The sequence below is a fragment of the Proteiniborus sp. genome (assembly GCF_040308045.1).
Classification (GTDB): domain Bacteria; phylum Bacillota; class Clostridia; order Tissierellales; family Proteiniboraceae; genus Proteiniborus.
On sequence record NZ_JAWRHZ010000035.1, the window covers coordinates 1 to 21,303 of the forward strand.

The following is a 21,303-nucleotide window of genomic DNA, read 5'->3' on the forward strand; positions in this document are numbered from 1 at the left end:
TCAGGCTTTATGCCTGCTCTCTTGATAGCCTCCTTTGCTGCAACTACTCCTAAGTCAATTGCAGACTTAGAAGCTAAGCTGCCTCCAAAGCTTCCTATTGGTGTTCTAGCAGCACCAACTATTACTACTTCTCTCATTAAATCACCCCAGTTTGATTTTTTATTTTTATAAACTTATACAGGGTCAAATACTATAATTAACCCTATTGGATAACGTTTTCAATTATACATCAGATACCTACCTAGTAGAATACTATTTGTGTTTTTAGTTTCTTATATTAAAGATTGTTTACTTTTAACTACTATAAATCTTATTTATGCAATATGTATGCCAAACTATATCCTTCTACATTAAATACTGAATTTTCAATATAGAGATAGAAGGTAGTGTACAAAACAAATGCATGTACAAAAAATATACATTTTCTTTTTCTTGCATAAAAGAAACTATATATCAATAATGATGGTCTTCTTTACAGAAATATTTCTTACAAGTTGTTCCACTTGTGACGATCTAGTGCTACAGTCTTATATTAGTGAATATTCTAAAAACTTTGTACTTAGTTCGTACAGTGCACTAATATCATGCATATTTGTAATATTACTACCATAAAGAATAATCAGCAGCCCTATCCCTACATAATCAAAAAATGTAGAACATAAATAAGTATGCTGACTTATATAATTATATATAAATTAGACACTAATTGAGTATCTATAAATCTTTTTTATAAATTCTATAAGTTTTATATATTTTCCCACCAAGTTTTTCAATATCTCTTTGCATAATCTTGTTGTATTCCCATACTGTGGAGCCTTCTCCGTATTTATATCCTTTCCTTTTAGCTGCATTATATAAATTTAGATAGATGGCTGATGGAACTCCTTTTCTTCTATACTCAGGTATTACAAATAAAACAAATAATCTAGCTCTATCAATTTTTTTCTTATAGTAAAGATATTTTATAAACCCTATTGGGAATAGTTTTCCATTCATTTTTTTTAGCACTTGATTATAGTCAGGCAAAGCAATATTAAAGCCTATAGGTCTTCCATCTTCAGTACGAGCTATGTATATTAAATCTGGATCTGCCACAGGTACTAAGCTTTTTCCAATAATATCTATTTCTTCATCTGTAGGGGGTATAAAATCATCCCATTCCTTAGGCATAGCCTCATCTATTATTTGTTTTATATCTGCCATTTCTTTTTTTATATTTTTTAAGTCTATCTTATCTACTTTAAACTTATATTTTTCCATTGCATATGGTACATAATTTTTATATCTATCATCGATTTCATCTTGCATAGTATAACGATATGCATAGCAATCCCAATATTTATAAAATCCATAGTCTTCAAAAAGCTTTCTATAATAGCTCTTATTATAAGTATTCATTACAAGCGTTGGATCAGTAAAATTATCTATTATAAGCCCCCTATTATCATCACCATTTGGAAGTGATATTGGTCCAATTATCCTTTCCATACCTTTATCTCTAAGCCAATTGCTAGCACAATCAAACATTGCATTAGCCACATCATAATCATCTATACATTCAAACAAAGAAATATATCCTTCTTTATAATTTTTTGCACGATTTAACTCTTCATTGATACCTACACATAATCTTCCACAAGCTTCCTGATTTATATAGGCAATTATGTGCTGGAATGGACCACTTTGCACTAATGAATTGTTTTCACCTCTTATAGTTTTCTTATAATCAGATATTAATTGTGGTACCCAACATTCATCTCCCTCATATATTTTCCAAGGAAGTTTAATAAAATCTTTCTCTTGCTTTTTTGTTGTAACATTTTTAATAATTATATCTCCCATTTCTTGCCCCCCTATTTGTGTAAAACTAAACACTTACAAGTAAAACCCCATTTCATCAAAAGCATTGTAATCAAATAAGGCATATACTTTATATTAAATAATACTATTAAAAATAAATAAAGCTTTTTTCTAAAAATAAAGAATTACTGCTCTGTGTTATTTAGTATAATTTCTACAACTTTTGCTATAATCCTTCAAAAATATTCTCTGCAGAAATATAATAAATACTTCTTATATGGCTAGAATACTCATTTATGCCTTTTGTAAATATTTTACTAGATTTCTTTGCGTTTTTTTGTTTATTAACTTTTTATAATTAAAAATAAGCAAGCATTAGCCCCTAAGCGTGTAATTACAATGTCTTAGCTAGGTTCTGTTCATTTGTTGAATCCGCAATAGTAAATAGGGTATAATTATATAAGAAACACTATTATAAATAACTATTGGTAAGGAGCTGATTTTATGGGCCAGAAAAATAGTACTAAGATATATAAAGGACATATAGTCTTTACTGAATCGCCTGAGAATTTTAACATAATAGAAAACGGTTTCATAATTGTTGAAGATGACAAGGTAAAAAAGGCTGTCGCAAAATTACCTGAAGAATATAAAGATATTGAAGTAAAAGATTTTGGCAATAAACTAATTATTCCTGGGTTTGTTGATTTACATCTACATGCACCACAATTTCCTAACGCTGGATTAGGCCTTGATAAGGAGCTACTTCCTTGGCTTGAGGAATATACTTTCCCAGAAGAAGCTAAGTACAAAGATTTAGATTATGCAAAAAAAGTTTATTCTAGAGTTGTTGAAGAACTTTGGAAAAATGGAACTACTCGTTCAGTAATATTCGCTAGTGTTCATAAGGAAGCTACCGCTCTATTATTTGATTTACTTGTAGAAGCAGGGTTAGGAGCTTATGTAGGCAAAGTAAATATGGATAGGAATTGTCCTGACATTATTGTAGAAGGTACTCAACAATCATTAAAAGACACAAGGGAATATTTAGAAAAACATGTTGGCAAGTCAAAACTTGTTAAACCAATTATTACTCCTAGATTCGTACCTACTTGTTCTGTAGAAGTCCTTGAAGAGCTTGGTAAAATGGCAAAAGAATTCGATGTACCTATACAATCTCACCTTTCTGAAAATACAGGAGAAGTTGAATGGGTTAAAGAACTACATCCAGAGCATAAAAACTACGCAAGTGTATATGATTGTTATGACTTGTTTGGGCAAAAACCAACCATAATGGCTCATTGTATATATAATACTGAAGATGAAGTTGGTTTAATGAAGGATAATGAGGTTTATGTTGCACACTGTCCACATTCTAACTTGAATCTTTCTAGTGGAATAATGCCTGTTAGACATTTCCTAGATAGTGGTGTAAATGTTGGTTTAGGTTCTGATATAAGTGGAGGGCATAAAATATCTATTTCAAGTGTAATGGCAGTTTCTGCACAGGTTTCTAAAATCAAATGGCTTGAAACTAATAAAGAGCTTGCTCCTCTTACAACATCTGAGGTATTCTATCTAGGCACTAAAGGTGGAGGTAAGTTCTTTGGTAAGGTAGGTAGCTTTGAAGAGGGATATGAGTTTGATGCTCTAGTAATAGATGATTCAAACTTCTTTGGCGATAACTTAACACTCGAAGAACGTCTACAAAGATTTATCTATTTAGGTGACGATAGAAACATTGTTGAAAGATATGTAGCAGGAAATAAGGTTGATAAACCAAATTTTAAATAAAATACACAAAAGCCTGCAATGTTCATAAAACAAGCTTGCAGGCTTTTTACGCTTTTAGAAATTCTTTTTAATATCCTAATTCATTGTCTATTATAATCACATGGATTCTATCTTTATTCCCTTGTCTCTTGATTACAGTATATTCATTGCATATTCTCTGTTCAGATTTACAATCCATACAATGTCCTGTTTTGGTACAAGGATTATTCTTATTAAGTCTTACATTGTTTGCAGGAGCAGCTGTTTCTTCAACTCTTAAAATAGCTTGATCTAAATCTTTCACTATCTTGTTTCTGCCTACTACAATTATTACTTTATCTGGACCATATAGCATAGCTGCAACTCTATTTCCATTGCCATCTACATTATATATTTCTCCATTTTCAGTAATAGCATTGCTGCTTGTAAAATATGCGTCAGCATAAAAACTTTTTCTAAATACTTCTTTTATTTCTGCAAGGCTTAGTCCGTCTTTATATCTATCAAGGAAGTTGTATTTGCCATTTCTAAGTAAGTCTATAACTCCTATTTCAAAAAGTGTCATTGAACCACCAACAGATACGGTGTCTCCCTCTGAAATCAACTCTTCTATTTTTTTAAGAGCTTCTTCCTCTGTCTGAACATAATAGCCATTCATGTTGTTTTTTTCTAGGTTCTTAATAGTCCTCTTTACTCTTTCATCAATGACAAACATTGCATTTTTATCCATCTCCATTCCCCCTTAATATTTATTTATTCATAAAAGTCTAAATATGAATGTTTCTCCCCGTCTTTTTCCCATCCTAATATTGAGTTCATGTTCACATTTTCTGCTGCTTTAAATATTGATTTGTCTACATTGGCAAAGTTCTTTTTTAGCTCTTCAATTAAATCCTTAATCTCATAGCGCTTGTTTCCTATTCTTTCGGCAGCTACCATACATGCACAATTTAAAGGCCAGATGCCACTATATTCAATGAATCGTCTTATACTAGTCTCTTCAATATAGTATAATGGCCTAATTAGTTCTATACCTTCAAAATTAGCTGCCTTAAGTTTTGGTAGCATGGTTTTAAAGTTTCCCGAATACAATACATTTAATAAAGTAGTTTCAATAACATCATTGAAATGATGCCCCAGCGCCAATTTATTGCAACCTAATTCTTTAGTTTTATTATAAAGAGCTCCTCTCCTCATCCTTGCACACATATAGCAAGGATAATCTTGTGCCATTTTGTCGGCTATTTCAAATATACCTGATTCAAAAATATGAATAGGTATATTTAAGTACTTACAATTTTCTATCAAAAGCTCTTTAATATCAGGATGATATCCTGGATCCATTGCTATATATTCCACCTCAAATGGCACATGCCCGTGTCTATGAAGCTCTTGAAATAGTTTAGCCATTAGAAGACTGTCTTTTCCTCCTGATATAGCCACAGCAACTTTATCTCCCTCATTTACTAAGTTATAATCCTTTATAGCCTTAATAAACTTTGACCATATTTGCTTTCTATATTTTTTTATTATACTTCTTTCTATTTCCTCTAATGGTTTTCTATCTGAAGACGGTACTACTGTCTCGCAGCCTTTTCCAGCTATTCTACTCATCAAATCACCTCAATTTAAGGTTAAGTTCAAGTTAATTAAATGTTTCCCATTTAAATTTAAATACTTTTCTCCACATAATTAGTGTTACTATTAAAGCTACTGCTATATAAGCCACAAATATTATCATATTAATTCTCGTAAGCATATGAAGTCCAACAATAACTCCAATAATTAGTAATAATAAAAAGAAAGAACCAGCCCCTTGCTTTTGTATTTTATCAGCATCTTCGCTAAAGGGAAGTCTTCTATTTCCACTCTTAAACATAATTGCTGTTATGAGCATCATATTAATGAATATCAATATTACATCAAGTATTATACTAAATTTATATAAAATTAGAAACACTAAACTCACAATTGATAAGATCCCTATACAGTATTTAAAGACAAAACCTTTAATTGCCCCTTTAAATATAAATTCCGGAGACTCTATAGGCAAGGTCTTATATATCCAAGCTCCTTTGTAATTCTCACTTAATTCAATATACATAACAGTAGTGCTTAGCATAAGTATGCTTAAATATATACCAAGATATGCTTTGCCTTGAGCTAATGAAGAAAGCATTTCATTAAATGTAGTACCTCTTCTTACATAGTTAAGTATAGTCAAAAATGGGAAAACAGCAGCAAATGCTAATGATGGGTATATTTTAAGCTTTAATTTTCTCTCGTTTGATAATAAATTCTGTGAAAATCTAAAAAATATTCTTTCTACTCTATTATAACAAAAGAGACTTGCAATTTTCTTGAGAATTCTTTGTTTCCTTTCTGCAGAAGAACTGCCCTTTTCACTACTACTATTCAGTTTTAAAAGATTGCTTTCAAAACTTGGCATCACTATCTTTGTATGGATAAATAAGGAGACTATAGGTATTATTATTGCTATTAAGCTTAAATATATATACCAGCTTTCATAATTTCTATTAATAAGCACTTCATATGGTGCAGCAAACCATGCAGGAGGTAATAAAAAATTCCACCATTTTGGATTGGCAACAACTTTTATATCTATAAAGTTGAACATTCGTCCGATTAACTGATATCCTACAATCATTACTATTGAAAGGATTATCTGAAAATAATTTATAATATCCTTTAGCTTTTCTCCATCAAAGTATTTAAGTATAAGACTATATAATAGTGATGCTAAGAAAATTATTAAGCCAGCTATAAGTATCAACTCAATAAAATAAATAGGGAAAAAGAGTAATCCATGTCTTATAGTGCCGCCAATTAGTGAAGGTCCTGCCATTACAATGGTAATTGTAAACATATATATGAATATATGAACTATTTTTGCAGTATTATAGGTTTTTTCGTCTATTGGTCTTGATAAAAGAATGTTTTTGCTTTTAATATCTAATAATACAGATGAAAAATCTGATATCATAGTAGTTAACATCATAAACATAAGTATTCCAAAGCTTATACTCATACCTGCATATATAGGAATAGGAATAAGCACAAAAAACATAATGAATAATCCCATTATTCCATAAGAAATTAATGATTTCTTAAATAAGTTGCTATCCTTATCCTTATTGTCATATGTACCTAATGCTGTAGGTACTCTTCTCTCATCCATAGTTAATTTAATTTCTAGTATTGATCGCATAGCCTTATAGTTTACCCCTATTTTTTCAAATTGAGAACTAAATTTATCAAGAAATTTTAAGGACTTAAAGTTACCCATTTTTATACCTCCTGTAATAGAGATACAAACTCATCTGCTATTTCTTTATGCTTTGTAAATCCAGTAAGCTGATTAAAAATCTGTTCAAGAGAACCTTCCATGCTTTTTTCCTTCAATTCTTCAAAGGTTCCATCAGCAACTATTTGACCGTTATTTATTAGGAGTATTCTATCACTTATCTTTTCTACTACCTCCATAATATGAGATGAGTAGAAAATAGTTTTCCCTTGTTGAGCTAATAAAGCTAAAATCTCTTTAAATATCATAACACTATTGGCATCAAGTCCAGCTAATGGCTCATCTAAAAATAATATATCTGGATTATGAATCATGCTTGCAATAATTAACAGCTTTTGTTTCATCCCTTTTGAGAAGGAGGATATTCTAGAATAATAGTGCTCCTTTATTCCAAATAGCTCCATAAGTTTTTGAGCTTTTTTATTTGCATCTTCACTGTTCATACCATATATCTCTCCTAAAAAAGTCAGATATTCATGTGCTGTTAAGTTTTCAAATATTTCTGCTGTTTCTGGAACATATCCTATTCTTTTTTTGTATTCTACTCTTTCTTCCAATATGTTCTGACCAAATATCTTTACTTCTCCTCTGTACTTGTTTATTATTCCTAATAATATCTTTACTGTAGTACTCTTCCCTGCTCCATTTGGACCTATATATCCAATTATCTGTCCTGGATATATAGCTAGGTTTATCCCTTTTAAAATATCTGCACCAGTACCATAATTCATTCTCAAGTCTTTTATTGTTATAATAGGCTCCTTAACCATAATACATTCCCCCTTACACCACTCCATTAAGTAATTCAGCTAACAACATATTGTAGTTATATCCAGACCATTCAATTTGATATTTTTTTATAAAATATTCACCTAATTCATTCTCTATCTTACTTACCTTTTCACCTAAGGAATCTTTTCTCTTAAAGTATTCTCTTAGAAGCTGGTATTCTTCTTGTGTCAGGGAATACTTATAATTTGTTTTCTTATCTTCTAGCTTAATATTATATAATACTTCTCTTTTTTCTTCTACAACAACCAATGTAGAAGCTAGATAATCGCCTAATCTTTTATGATAATCCGTGAAAAAAATAAGTATTACGCCTACACCATAAATATCTACTATCACCCTAAATAAATTTCTTATGATAGAATGTTTAAAAGCTATGGGCTGTCCATTAGCTCTGATAGTGCGTAAGCCAAACACTTTTTTTCCTGGCGTTTTCCCATTCATAATCATCTCAAAGATTATGAAATATCCATAATTAATAATGAATATTAAAAGTAAAGATATTGCTACTGCCCAGCTTTTATATTTGTCATAAAGCTCTGCTGGTGTTAATCCTATAAGAAATATAGTAAGTATTATGATTCCCATGAGGGCAAGTTGTATTAAGGAATCTATCCCTGCAGCTGCAGTACGTGAGCCTAATGCAGCAAGAGTATATTCTACTTCTATATTCTCAGGTGTAGTAATTTTGATTGTTTTCATTATTTCACTCCTTTATGTAATATCTTTTATCTGATACAATATCTTTAGAGGTGAAAAATATTGAATATTGAACAATTTATTGAGAAAAATTCATCATCATGGTCAGAATTTAAAAATCTTACTGACCTAATAAATAGAAAAGGTATTAAACATCTTGATTCTAAGCAGATTAAACATTATTTATACCTTTTCCGTCAATCAAGCCATCAATTAGCTTATGCACGAACCCACTATCCAGGTAGTGAAGTGATACCATATATTAATTCATTGGTTGCGAATTCACATAATCATATTTATTCAGTTAAAAAATATGATTTCTCCGAAGTAAGTAATTTTTTAAAATTCGCTCTGCCTTATAATATAAAGAAATACAAGCATTACATATTAATTGCTACAGTAGTTTTCTTGTTAGGCTTTTCTCTTAGCTGGCTACTTGTTGCTAATAACCCTCAAAGTGCAACTTATTTCATGCCTCAAGAAATGGTAGAAAATATTAACTGGGACATGGATGCTTCTACAGAGTGGGATTATCCAGTTATGTCAAGCTACATTATGACAAATAACATTTCTGTAGCCTTTAAGGCTTTTGTATTAGGTATTACGCTAGGAATCGGATCTATTTATATTCTTTTCTTTAATGGTGCATTGCTAGGTGCTCTAACAGGCTTAGTGTATCATTATGGAAATCCAATAAGGTATTGGTCCTTGATCTTACCCCATGGAATATTAGAGCTTACAGCTATTTTTATTGCTGGTGGTGCTGGACTTATGTTAGCACAGTCAATTTTAATACCAAGAGAATATTCTAGAAAACATTCCATTATTAAAGCTGCCAAGGAAGCCACAAGCTTAATGCTTGGTGTAATAATCTTTCTCATAATTGCAGGAATTATTGAAGGCTTCTTTACGCCTATTAATATATCTCCTATATATAAATTAATATTTGCAGGTCTTACTTTATTAATGATATTAGCATATTTTGCAATACCCTACTTGAAATCGGATGTTTAAAGGTGCATCCGATTTTTTACGTATATATACTTATTTATTACGTCAGATGTAATTTTTTCAGGTTTGCATTCAATGCACATTATCCCCTTAGTATTAAGAATACTTATTAACTTTTTCCTATCCTTAAGCATTTCAATGGCAACAGATTTTATATAGGCATCTTCTTCCTTTTTAACAGACATAGAAGCAATATTTTCAAGTTTTTCGTCATTTATCAGTACCATTATAACTATATTGTTTTTTGATATTGCAGGGAGCACTCTAATCATGTCCTCTGCCTCTTCTATAGTGTCAAAGTCAGTGAATAAACATATCAAACTTCTACGTCTTTCCTTTCCTTTGAAAAAGAAAAAGGCTTCCTCATGGTTAGATGTAGCTTTGCTATGTTCTATATGGTAAAGTGCCTCCATGAGCCTATTTCTATGACCACTGCCCTTACCTGGAGGTATAAAAGCTTCTATTTCTGTGTTAAATGCCATTAAACCTGATTGGTCACCATTTTGATTCACTATATCACAGAGAAGAAGTCCTGTATTAATTGCAATATCTAATTTGCTTTGGCCTCTTATGGAATAGCTCATAGGCCTTCCAGTATCTATCATTACATATACATGCTGATTTTTTTCAGGTTCGTATTGATTTACTATGGGCTTATTTTCTCTTGCTGTAGCATTCCAGTTTATTTTTCTGTATTCATCACCAGTTACGTATTCTCTTAAGCTTTCAAACTCAGTACCCTTTCCTAATATCTTAAGTCTCTTGCTTCCGTCTTTATGTACTAAACTGTTGTAAGCTGCTAGCTTGTGTCTTCTTAAGTCCTTAAGATTTGGATAGACCTTATATTCTTTTTCTATGTTTGATTTAAACTGCTTTCTACACAGCTTAAGATATCCATCATACCTTATATGCAATTTCCCAAATGTAAATGCTCCTCGCTTTTTAGGTATAACCCTAAACTCAAATATTTCTTTTTCATGAGGAGCTATATACTGACCTATAGACTCCTTTTCAATGTCAAAATGAAAATCTGGAACTTCATCCTTTATTTCAACATACATCTTTTTATCACTTTTGTTATATATACTTATCCTTATCTTTTCATTTTCAAATAAAGATAGTTTTTCACCATCTAGTCTCTCTATCTCTAATATATCTGGAGAAGGTGAAACTAAATAGTCGACTACTAATAGGGAAAAGCAGATTATGTTGTATAAAATGAATGTTGTTAGTGCTAGTCCAAAGAAATATGATATAAATGTTAATATAATTCCAAGCCCTATAAGAAATATAAAACGCTTTGTTATAGTCATGTTGTTCACCTTCCTTACATTTATTGCCAAACATATAACTAAAAAAAATACTAAACGAATATTTGCAGAATGTAACCATAATTCTTAGCGAATGTAGAGGAAAAATACGTTAAGAAATTCGTATGTTTGAGCGTAGCGAATTTACAAAATTTAGTATGTTTCATCGGAATGGGCTTTAGAATTATTCACATTCGAAATCATGAGTGTATATTTTGTTCAAGTTATATTACCTTGGCACCTTAATCTGCATCAAAATATTATCTATAACCTTATCTTCCTTTATTCCCTCAATAGTAAGCTCTGGTCTTAGTGCAATACGATGTCTAAGTACAGGGTATGCTACTGCCTTTACATCCTCTGGTATTACATAATCTCTTCCACTTATTACTGCATAGGCTTTTGCAGATTGTAGTAGTGCAATAGAGCCTCTAGGACTGCTTCCCACTTCAATAGAAGTGTAGTTTCTAGTTTCACTAACAATCTGTATTATATAATCAAAAATACTATCATCTACCTGAACTTCTTTGATTTCTTTTCTACACATTAGTATATCTTCACCGCTACAAACTGCTTCTACTCCAGAGCTATCTAAGTCTACAGTATTAAAGCCTTCATGGTATCTTTCTAGTACTTCTTTTTCTGCTTTAGCAGAAGGATAATCAATGATAATTTTCATTAAAAACCTATCCATAAGTGCCTCTGGAAGAGGGTATGTGCCTTCGTATTCCAAAGGATTTTGTGTAGCAAAGACCATATAAGGCGATGGAAGATGTATACTTTCTCCGTCTATTGTCACCGCTTGCTCTTCCATGGCTTCTAATAAACCTGCCTGTGTCTTTGGAGGTGTACGATTGATTTCATCGGCTAAAAGAAAATTAGTGAAAATAGGTCCCTTTTTCAATTCAAATTCTCTAGTCTGCATATTAAATATTTTAGTTCCAGTGACATCTGAAGGCATTAAATCAGGTGTAAATTGGATTCTCTTAAAGTCAACATTCATTGTCTTGGCTAATGTCCTAACCATTAAAGTTTTTGCAAGACCTGGTACTCCTTCTAAAAGAACATGACCACCGCATAAAAGTCCTACCATACAAAATTTCATCATTTCTTCTTGTTCAACAATTACTTTGCCTATTTCATTATTAATTTTATCTATTATATGCTTTGTATATCCCTTTTCAGCTCTTTCCAATGAACTCCTCTCCTTTTATCAAGAATTTTTTTCAAACGCTCAATAGTACTTATGGTTTCTAGCATTTCTTTTGAACTTATTCTTTTGTTATCCTTCATAGCATCGATAAAACTATATAATTTCTTTGCATCATTAGTTGCTGGTAATTTTTCCTTTTCCCAAATTTCAACCCAATTTTTAGTCTGATTCTTGTTATAGTATCTAGTATTTTCTTCAAGCGATGATAAAAAATCATTATAAAAGTTTAAAACTACATCTTCTCTTAATTCTCCTCTTTTAAAAAGTGCCGCTGCTGAATATATGTATTCATTTTCAGTTCTTTCAACTTCTTCATATAGAGGTTTAACTTTACCAAACCGTTTCCCATAATAATAAATAACTATAGCTATAACTAATATAATCTGATATATAGTGAACTTAATTCCTTTTGGAATATCTCGCCATAATGAAGGCTTAAATCCTTCGAAATAGTGATAGTACTCATTAAAGCTAATATTATTAGTACCCATATTTTCTAATTGTTTAATAAGCCAATATGCTCCGTCAGTGTTAGTAGTCAATGTTTTATTACTTAAAATTTTCGGATCTCCTACTACTAATAATCCATCATTATAAGAATAGGCCTTAGCATATTCTATCTCTGACAAAGTATACTTATCTATTTCTTTTCCATAATTAAGTTCTAAGTCTTTCCACCTTGGTGTTAAATATATAAGACTTCCTCCGTTTTTAACCCAATCTTTTATGCTTTCTTGATTTATTTCTAGCTTATAGGGTTCCTTAGGTTCAATAACTATTTGCCCCATGTTTATATCCTGTGAATTGGCCTCTGTTAATGTAAGGTTAGTAGTATATCCTAAATCCTTTAATACTTCATAAATAACACTAACTCCTTCTTTACCCTTGTTAAGTACCGAATAAGGTTTTAGGGACTTTTCATTGTCATTTGTAAATGTTAAGCTTAACCACAGAAAAACTGGAAAGAGTATAAGTAAAATAATTAGATTTCTTTTATCCTTTGTTTTCAATGTACAACACCCCGTTCCACAGTTCTTCCATCTTCATTTCCCATATACTATACTCATCTTCATAAATTTTCTTGTGTCCAAACCACACTTCATTAAATAAATATGTCAGATTTTTAAAAAGACCAGAATATGCAAACCCATTGTTTTCAAGCATACTAACCATTTCACCATTAGTTTTTGTCTCATCTAAATATAGAAGGTTTTTTTCGCTCATTTTTAATAATAAGGAAATAAATGAAATTCTAATAGCCTCTCTATAGTTACCATGATTTTTATATTCTCTAGCCTTATCCCTTAGCCCTTCAGCAGTAGTCGTAGAATTAATCTCTTCTCCATATATTGTTTTAACTTTTTTGTTTTTCCCCACAATTTTTCTCATGGACAAAAATAGAGCTATTACAAGAATTACAAGAACTATAGCCCCAACGATAACTATACCGTTAGATATTCCAAATGCAGATGTGCCTAACTTATCCCCTACATTAAAAAACTTTTCAAGCCAAACTTCTATCCACTCTTTTATCATGTTTCTTATTCTATCTGTAATATCTATATAATCACGATTCAATCTACGATATTCAGCCTTATTAAGCACTTGGCTTACTGCCTTGTCAAATTCTTCTTTATTTAAAGCCATAGCATTTAGATTGCTTATGAAGTTCATAATTTTCTTCCTTTCTCACTCTACTGCTCATCTTTAATTCTTAGAATATTAAGCTCTATATCATAGCCTTCTTTCTTAAAGCGCGTATTGTAATATAAGATAGTAGCAAAAATTCCACTTATAGGAGATACAAAATAAGAAACCAACATCTGTAATGGTATTCTCACAATATTTCCTATCATTAAAAGTGTAGCCATTACTTCGCTTTGAATATTAGAAGAGCCTAATACAGCGTAAATTATACCACCTATTAGCGCAAAAATAGCATAGATTGAAATATTTATAAATGCCAAAGTAAGGGAGGATGATATAAAACAACCGAAAATTTTCCAGAACCTGCCCTTTACAAGCGCTCTACTCCTTTTTAAAGCCTTAAAAAAATAATTTTTTTCAAGAATTGCTACCTGAATAGAAAATGCATGAATTGTCAAAAAATATATGAATGCAATCATAAATATAATTGAAACTAGGATTATTCCAGGATTAGATAAGCTTAATCCATATCTATAATCTGATAAAATTGAAATAATAATCCATCCATACACTAAAAAAACAGGTAGAAATAGTATAACCCCTGCAATTATAACGCTTAATACTCTAAGTATATTTTTAAAAGCACTCATAATTGCATCAGATATATCTACTTTGTTTCCTAAAAATTCTTTAGAACCTATAGTTATAATACCGCTTTGTTTAATTGATTCTAATGAATAAAATAATGCGACTATTATAAGTGTAAGCATAAGTATAGACATAGAATATCCAGACTCGAATGTTCCATATCCTAGAAAAATGTTTCTAGTCATTAATACACTAAAAGGCAGTATAATTATAAAAGAAAATATAATTCCAACTACTGCAATTAATATACTCATTACAAATAAATATAAGGCTGATGTGCCTATAGTCTTTTTATGTAAGTATATAGCCTTATCTAGCATCTGAGCAATAGACATCACTCTATATCTTTCTTCATTCATCGAAACACCTCTTTTATAATTAATTTTATTTTAATTGTTTGCTTTTAAACAATACACAGACTATTTTATCATAAACTACGCATTTTTGATAATTATCATTTTAAGAGAAAAAACAAGGAGATAGAAATTGTTTCTATCCCCTAGACTTAAATGTTGATATCTCTCTAAGGCGCTTATATAGGTCCCTCTCTTCATCAGTTAGTTGTGCAGGATTCACAATCTTTATTTTTACGTACATATCTCCTTTACTTCCATTCATATCCTTATAACCTAAGCCTTTTAGCTTGATTTTTTCATCTGTTTGAATTCCTTCTGGGACTTTTATCCTAACTTTATCCTTTAGTCCTTTTACCAATACATCACAGCCTAAGGCAGCTTCCCATGGAGAAAGAGGTAGTTCCTTTACTAAGTCAATTCCTTCTAGCTTCAAATCCTTTTCTTCTTTGATTTTAACTTTTAATAGTAAGTCTCCATTCTTACCACCTCTTGAGCCCTTACCGCCTTGTTCCCTTATTTTGATTTTTTTTCCAGGAAGTATACCAGCAGGTATTTTAACTGAAATAGTTTTGATCTCACCTGATACATTTAAACTTATAGTCTTGCTTGCACCTTCATATGCTTCTATTAAGCTTATCTCTATCTCTGATTCAATATCATTACCTCTAACACTTTTGCTTCTTCTATTGGAAAACATGCTGCCTATATCAAAACTAGATGTTCTGCTTCCACCATGTCCTCCAAAAAACATGTTAAAGAAATCACTAAAATCCGATGCATTACCTGTGGAATAATATTGGTATCCACCATTACCAAAGCCAAATTGTGAAGGATCAAAATCTGCACCATTTTGGAAACTATAACTTTGCCCAAAGGTATCATATTTTTTCCGTTTTCCTTCGTCACCTAAGACTTCATAAGCTTCATTTATTTCTTTAAACTTTTCTTCAGCGGCCTTATCTCCTTGATTTAAATCAGGATGATATTTTTTAGCCAGCTTTTTGTAAGCCTTTTTTATATCATTGTTAGTTGCGTTTTTTGTTACTCCTAATATTTCATAATAATCTTTGTATTTCATAGAACTAATCACCTCTAAAGTAATTCGAGTTTGACTTTCTTTGACCTTTAGTTTGATTATAATATTTTTTTAGCTATAAATCAATATACTTGTTACATAGCCTTAAGTTTATTTAGAGGAAATAATCTAATAATTACCTTCGCTCTTACATTTTTCAAAGGAATAGGTCCTATTGATCTACTGTCTCTACTATTGTTTCTGTTATCACCCATTACAAATACATGGTCTTCAGGAATTTGTATACTTCCATTTACCATATTCATCTCTTCCAATATATAATCTTCCTCTAGTAGTTCACCATTTCTATATAATCTATTGTCTCTAAATTCTAATATATCGCCAGGTAGTCCAATAACTCTTTTTATAAGTAAATCTCTATTTTTTCTCCTTAAAATAGTGCTCACTATTGCACTATCTTTCACTTCGTCTATTAAGGTCCTATTTCTCATAGTATTGCCATCTACTATTACTATAGACCCATATTTAGGTACATTTTTAAACACTTGATTAATTTTTATTGCAAATAGCCTATCTCCATGCTCTAGAGTGGGATTCATAGATGCCCCATCCACTCCAGTCATTTCAAAGATAAAAACATTAATAAGCAAAGCTAAAACAAATGCAATTCCTACACTCTTTATCCAAGACAGCACCTCTGCAACAAAAGTATTTTTAGACATTTTAAAACCTCCTGTTTATCTATAAAACTGATTTATTAAAGTTTTCTATTCGCCAGTAAATAAATTTGTAATCATAGCCCTGAACTTTAAAACCAGCTCTTGTCAGGACTCTATGAGAAGGAATATTATTATTAGCAGTTACTGCAATTATAGTACTAATGCCTTTCTGTGAAAATGCCCATTTTGTTAGTCTAATTAAAGCTTCTGTCATATATCCATTGCCTCTATACTCTTCGTCTAAACCATAACCCACTTCAATTTCTCCGAAGCTATTGGGTATATCCTTAAAACCTATTTCACCAGCAATGCAGTTCTTGTCTTTCGGGACAATTTGCCAGTATGTGTAATACAAATAATTTTCTCTATCCCTCTTAATATAGTTAATCTTTATTTGATATATACCCTTCATCATTTCATTAAGCTGTTTTCCACTTATAGTTAGGCCTAGTTTCTTCTCCATTTTGGATTTGTTTTCTATACATAGCTTAAGATCATCAGCAGTTAAAGGAATAAGTTTTAATCTTTCTGTAGTTAGCATGTTTGCCCCCCTACCGCCATATTATCTAACTTCCACTCAAAACGTTCATATATTAGCCTTGATATAAAATATAGTATGCACCACTCCAAAGAATGTTTTATGCATTTGAAGATTCTAGGTCTAATTATTTGTTATGAACAGTATTATCTTTTTTGTTTATGACATAGTTCAACGTTTCATCATACCTATAGTTTTTGTTCGTAAAATCTATTTCAGTTATAACCATCCCAATTAGTATAAATATAGCTCCTATTAAACCTTGACTACTTAACATTTCTCCTAATATGATATACCCAAATATAGCTGCAAATACAGGCTCAGCTGTAAATATTAATGCTGCATGTGTAGGACTTGTAAATCTCTGTGCCAAGCTTTGAACAATATAAGCTCCTAGAGTACAAACTACACTTAATATAAGTATATTTATCCATACGCTATGACTAGTTGGAATTGTAGGATTCTCGAAAGCTAATGTTGTTATAAGACTTAATACAGCACAAACTCCCATTTGAACAACAGCAAGTGCAATGGACTCACATTCTATTGTATATTTTCCTACGAGCAATATATGAATTGCACATGCTATAGCGCATATAAAAGTATATATATCGCCAATATTAATTCCTGATATATTTTTATTTAAGGTTAGTAATCCTAATCCTATAAATGCTATGAATACACTAAAAAGCACTTTTTTATCAGGCATTTTTTTCATAAGTAATGATGAAAATATTGGAACTAATATTACATTAAATCCTGTTATAAATGCTGATTTTGAAGCTGTGGTATAATTAAGTCCTAATGTCTGAAGTGCACATGTTGAATATAAAACGATTCCTATAATAACCCCATATTTTAGAGTCTTTTTGTCTACCTTAATTATTTGCTTAAAGAAAAAAATTAATGCTAAAATAAATGCTACTGAAAACCTGATAGTTAGAAAATTAAAAGTACTCAGTTCAGATAACGAGCTTTTAATTAGCAAAAAAGAAGCTCCCCATCCTACAGTTATTAGTAACAATGCTATATCTGCTTTTAGCTGTTTTGACATACATGTCCTCCTCTTAAGCCCTAATGATTAGTCTATACTTCCCCATGACCCTAGATTTATTATATTTAATTTTTAACATTTTGTATATATCAATAGTGGATTAAGTAAAAGAAAAGAGTTTTAGGTGGTTAGTTCCTAAAACTCTTGCTTGCATCATTATATTTTCTATAGTTAGTAATACCATTGTTTATATTGAATTTCTTTATTGTTTGATTAACTAAATATGTAATATCGATGAATTCTTGAGGTTTTTTGTTGGAATTTTAAATTGGAATAGGGTATTGTTCAATGTTAGACCCTCGTTTCTGTACATATATCGCATTTACTTAGCTATACTGCGCTCTATACCCCTAGTTGTATCTGTAACTTCAGCTATTCTTATATAGGATAAATACTCTTCATTAATAGATTGATAACAGCATTTTTTAAACATCTTTTCTATTGTTTAATTCATTAAATTCTATAATTTCGTATTGCTTGCAAATTTTATTTATGATTCTCAAAGTCTTTTCCTCGAATTCTATTTCTAAATCATCTTGATGCAATAGGAGCAGTCCCTATTACACCCTTAATCTTCAGTAACTTCTTATCTACTTAAACAAAGTTAAGAAATCATCACTCTTAATTTGAAACTTCTCAGACGGTATTATTACATCTTTTACCAATTTTTTCTTATCTTCTAGTAATTCATGAAGTCGCTCTTCTACTGTTGTTCCTTTTTTACTTGTACAAATTGGGTAATACACATTAACATCTCTAGTTTGTCCAATTCTATATACCCTATCAGTTGCTTGATTTTCAACAGCTGGATTCCATTCTCTTGTGTAATGTATGACATTATTTGCTGATACTATGTTTAAGCCTACTCCAGCTGCACGTGGTGAAAGAATCAATACATTAAATCCTTCTTTATTTTCAAACTCATTTATTATGTCTATCCTATTCCCTTTTACTTCTCCATTTATCACATTAGGCATAATTCCAAACTTATCATTAATTACTTTTATCAAGATGCTCTGCATTTTCCTATATTTTGTAAAGATTATTACCTTTTCTCCTTTTCGCCTTATGCTTGCTAGAATTTCTAATGTTTCTTTTAGTTTCTTACTTTCTTTCAATAGATCTCTTGTACTTCCTATGTCATCCATTACCAAACGAGGATGACTACATATTTGAATTAATCTTTGCAAGTAACCTAATACTTTTGTTCCAGCACCTTCATTCTTTATTTTATCTACTATTTGTCCATACAGTTTTTCTTGAAGAATACTAAGAGGAACAGAAGATAATAATTCATGTTTCTGCGGTAAATTATCTAATTTATCTTCTTTAGTTCTTCTTAAGAAGATAGGTGAGATTATCTGTAATAACTGCTCTCTTTTTTTATTTACTAGTTCGCCATCATTTAAATTATTTTGTATAGGTATCTCAAAGTTACTTCTAAACCATTCGTAACTTTTCAACAATCCCGGTTGAACATAATCTACTATGCACCATAATTCATTTAATCCATTTTCCACAGGAGTACCAGTTAATGCTAATCTATATTTACACTTAAGTGCTTTTACAGCTCCTGTAGCAAGAGTCGTCGCATTCTTGATTTTCTGTGCTTCATCACAAGTCAGTAGCTTCCAACTCATTTTTCCTAACAAGAGTTGATCCCTTACAAGTGTTTCATAAGTCGTCATAACGATATCATATTGCTCTATCAAATTTTGAGCTTTATATCTATTTGAACCTCTATGTACATAGATACTGTTTATATTGTCAGTAAATTTTTCAATTTCTCTTTTCCAGTTATCAATTAAAGCAGAAGGTAATACTATTAAGGATGGCTTTAATTCATCATTTTCTTTTAAATATGATATAAAAGCTATTATTTGAAGTGTCTTACCTAATCCCATATCATCAGCTAGTAATCCACCTAATTTGCTAGATCCTAAAAATCTTAACCATGTATACCCTTCTTGTTGATATTTATATAGTTCAGCTCTTAATAACTTTGGTTTAACATATTCTAGTAACTTATTGTCCTGTAAAGTTTTCTTTATCTCAACTAAAGTTACATCATATTCTAAGGTTCCTATATTATCAAATATATCTAAAATATATGGTACATCCGATATATTTATAGGTTTATCCTTAAACTTTTCCTCTAACTCATCAGTAGCCTTTATAAAATTCTCTGAATCTTCTCTGTCAATCTTTATCCAGGAATCATTGTAGTAAATATAATCTTCATTATTCTGTCTTGCTTTATCAACTAACTCTTTGAATTCGCCCATATTAATGTCAGGGTTCTCATTATCGCCTTTGTTATAGTAATTTTCTTGGTTGTCATCATCTATTTGTGTGTTATTATTATCTATTAATGTTACGCCTGTTTCAAAATCGAACCATCCTCCCTCTCCTTTATTCTTAGTATGAATAAAAGGTCGGGCTCTATAGGTTCGTATCTTTAATCCCTTCACTCGCTCACTAAAATCACTAATCTTAATATTTTCTGGTAAAAAAGCCAACGGATTATCAATAAATCTAGGTACATTAGTACCCTTGATATCTTTTTTATTTGTCAATTTTTCGTATGTATTTAGTACTTCTTGAGCTATAAATACACGATTTCTCTTATTCTTATCCGCAAAAGACATAACAGATTTTACTTGTTCTACAGAACTTATATCATTATTTAAATCATTATCTATATCTGTAAACATTGGATTTATTATGATATGATCATCACTTTGTTTATCTAATGTAAAGTCAATGTTTTCAGGAAAGAAACATGTCTCATTCTTTAAATAATCATCAAGTGTAGCATTAGCTTTTTCTGATTTTTTCTTAACTTTAGCAATAAATAGAGCCTGCTCGATATGGTCTGATAATGGTATATAACTATCTATTTCATCAATTAACTTATACTGTTCCTTAGAAAGCAAAAACTCTTTTTTGTTGAAAGTAATGATATTGCCTCTTCTTGTATAAAACTTTCCTAATTCTCCTTCAGTACTATATTTTATATCATAATCTATTCTAAACTGTGGATGCCCTAAAAAGTTTTGAGATTTAACAAAAATATCTGTTTTTTGTATTCTAGGTAATTCTAAAGCTGTTACCACATCTTCATCTAATTCATATAAATTTGTATAATATAAAATATATTTGCCCTGTACTTCTGTTATTAAGTCCTCATAAAATAAACCTTCTAATATATTTATGCGCTCAAAATATGAAGAGTTAATTATTTCATCAGCTATATTCTTAAATTTAGATATAGGAAAAGTTATTTTTTTTGTTTTTTTATATAAAATTCCATATTCAATACCTTCTTTAGTATAGTTCTTATTAATTGTGATATTTTCTTTTAAACCTTTGAAAATCTTCATGT

At 30.6% G+C, this 21,303-nt stretch carries 19 protein-coding genes; 2 read left to right on the plus strand and 17 right to left on the minus strand.

Going from position 1 to position 21,303, the window contains the following annotated elements; genetic code table 11:
• Both ABV008_RS06425 and ABV008_RS06430 read right to left on the minus strand, forming a co-directional pair.
• Positions 1–137: thiolase family protein (locus tag ABV008_RS06425; RefSeq protein WP_502929754.1), on the minus strand; the 137-nt coding region annotated here is incomplete at its 3' end.
• 577 nt (positions 138–714) lie between these two features.
• Positions 715–1,842, minus strand: coding sequence for a GNAT family N-acetyltransferase (locus tag ABV008_RS06430; protein WP_352418994.1), 1,128 nt, complete (start codon positions 1,840–1,842; stop codon positions 715–717).
• A 462-nt stretch (positions 1,843–2,304) separates the two neighbouring features.
• Here ABV008_RS06430 and guaD point away from each other — a divergent pair, with 462 nt between their 5' ends.
• The gene (gene guaD / locus ABV008_RS06435; protein WP_352418995.1) at positions 2,305–3,594 is read left to right on the plus strand and encodes a guanine deaminase; all 1,290 of its coding nucleotides are present in this window, start codon (positions 2,305–2,307) and stop codon (positions 3,592–3,594) included.
• A 67-nt stretch (positions 3,595–3,661) separates the two neighbouring features.
• Here guaD and ABV008_RS06440 read toward each other — a convergent pair whose 3' ends face one another.
• Genes ABV008_RS06440 through ABV008_RS06460 form a run of 5 tightly spaced genes read right to left on the minus strand, consistent with a single transcriptional unit; the run spans position 3,662 to position 8,389 of the window.
• Positions 3,662–4,303: a lactate utilization protein gene (locus ABV008_RS06440; RefSeq protein WP_352418996.1), complete on the minus strand. Its 642-nt coding sequence runs from the start codon at positions 4,301–4,303 to the stop codon at positions 3,662–3,664.
• Positions 4,304–4,326: 23 nt separating this feature from the next.
• On the minus strand, positions 4,327–5,187 hold the full coding sequence (locus ABV008_RS06445; RefSeq protein ID WP_352418997.1) for a tRNA 2-thiocytidine biosynthesis TtcA family protein: 861 nt from the start codon (positions 5,185–5,187) through the stop codon (positions 4,327–4,329).
• Positions 5,188–5,218: 31 nt separating this feature from the next.
• Positions 5,219–6,880, minus strand: coding sequence for an ABC-2 family transporter permease (locus ABV008_RS06450; RefSeq protein WP_352418998.1), 1,662 nt, complete (start codon positions 6,878–6,880; stop codon positions 5,219–5,221).
• A gap of 2 nt (positions 6,881–6,882) precedes the next feature.
• Complete coding sequence (locus ABV008_RS06455) at positions 6,883–7,668, minus strand: ABC transporter ATP-binding protein (RefSeq protein WP_352418999.1); 786 nt, start codon at positions 7,666–7,668, stop codon at positions 6,883–6,885.
• A gap of 13 nt (positions 7,669–7,681) precedes the next feature.
• A complete protein-coding gene (locus ABV008_RS06460; protein WP_352419000.1) occupies positions 7,682–8,389 on the minus strand; it encodes an RDD family protein in 708 nt (235 codons plus the stop codon).
• A 60-nt stretch (positions 8,390–8,449) separates the two neighbouring features.
• Between ABV008_RS06460 and ABV008_RS06465 the strand changes: the two genes are divergently transcribed.
• On the plus strand, positions 8,450–9,400 hold the full coding sequence (locus tag ABV008_RS06465; protein ID WP_352419001.1) for a stage II sporulation protein M: 951 nt from the start codon (positions 8,450–8,452) through the stop codon (positions 9,398–9,400).
• Here the strand turns inward: ABV008_RS06465 and ABV008_RS06470 are convergent.
• The 10 genes from ABV008_RS06470 to ABV008_RS06515 form a co-directional block, all read right to left on the minus strand.
• Complete coding sequence (locus ABV008_RS06470) at positions 9,397–10,710, minus strand: DUF58 domain-containing protein (RefSeq protein WP_352419002.1); 1,314 nt, start codon at positions 10,708–10,710, stop codon at positions 9,397–9,399. The genes ABV008_RS06465 and ABV008_RS06470 overlap by 4 nt on opposite strands.
• Before the next feature lie 226 nt (positions 10,711–10,936).
• The gene (locus ABV008_RS06475) at positions 10,937–11,902 is read right to left on the minus strand and encodes an AAA family ATPase (protein WP_352419003.1); all 966 of its coding nucleotides are present in this window, start codon (positions 11,900–11,902) and stop codon (positions 10,937–10,939) included.
• Complete coding sequence (locus tag ABV008_RS06480) at positions 11,866–12,930, minus strand: hypothetical protein (RefSeq protein ID WP_352419004.1); 1,065 nt, start codon at positions 12,928–12,930, stop codon at positions 11,866–11,868. Before ABV008_RS06480 ends, ABV008_RS06475 begins: the two co-directional genes overlap by 37 nt.
• Positions 12,914–13,594, minus strand: coding sequence for a hypothetical protein (locus ABV008_RS06485; protein WP_352419005.1), 681 nt, complete (start codon positions 13,592–13,594; stop codon positions 12,914–12,916). The genes ABV008_RS06480 and ABV008_RS06485 overlap by 17 nt, the downstream gene beginning before the upstream one ends.
• Before the next feature lie 20 nt (positions 13,595–13,614).
• Positions 13,615–14,574 carry a glycerophosphoryl diester phosphodiesterase membrane domain-containing protein gene (locus ABV008_RS06490; RefSeq protein WP_352419006.1) on the minus strand — a complete coding sequence of 320 codons (960 nt, stop codon included), beginning with the start codon at positions 14,572–14,574 and terminating at the stop codon, positions 13,615–13,617.
• Between the two features lie 133 nt (positions 14,575–14,707).
• On the minus strand, positions 14,708–15,649 hold the full coding sequence (locus ABV008_RS06495; RefSeq protein ID WP_352419007.1) for a DnaJ C-terminal domain-containing protein: 942 nt from the start codon (positions 15,647–15,649) through the stop codon (positions 14,708–14,710).
• Between the two features lie 92 nt (positions 15,650–15,741).
• Complete coding sequence (gene lepB, locus ABV008_RS06500) at positions 15,742–16,329, minus strand: signal peptidase I (protein WP_352419008.1); 588 nt, start codon at positions 16,327–16,329, stop codon at positions 15,742–15,744.
• A gap of 19 nt (positions 16,330–16,348) precedes the next feature.
• Complete coding sequence (locus ABV008_RS06505) at positions 16,349–16,867, minus strand: GNAT family N-acetyltransferase (protein ID WP_352419009.1); 519 nt, start codon at positions 16,865–16,867, stop codon at positions 16,349–16,351.
• A 124-nt stretch (positions 16,868–16,991) separates the two neighbouring features.
• The gene (locus ABV008_RS06510) at positions 16,992–17,918 is read right to left on the minus strand and encodes a DMT family transporter (protein WP_352419010.1); all 927 of its coding nucleotides are present in this window, start codon (positions 17,916–17,918) and stop codon (positions 16,992–16,994) included.
• 590 nt (positions 17,919–18,508) lie between these two features.
• Positions 18,509–21,301 (minus strand): DEAD/DEAH box helicase, encoded by a 2,793-nt coding sequence (locus ABV008_RS06515; protein WP_352419011.1) that lies wholly within the window; start codon positions 21,299–21,301, stop codon positions 18,509–18,511.
• Positions 21,302–21,303 lie beyond the last annotated feature (2 nt).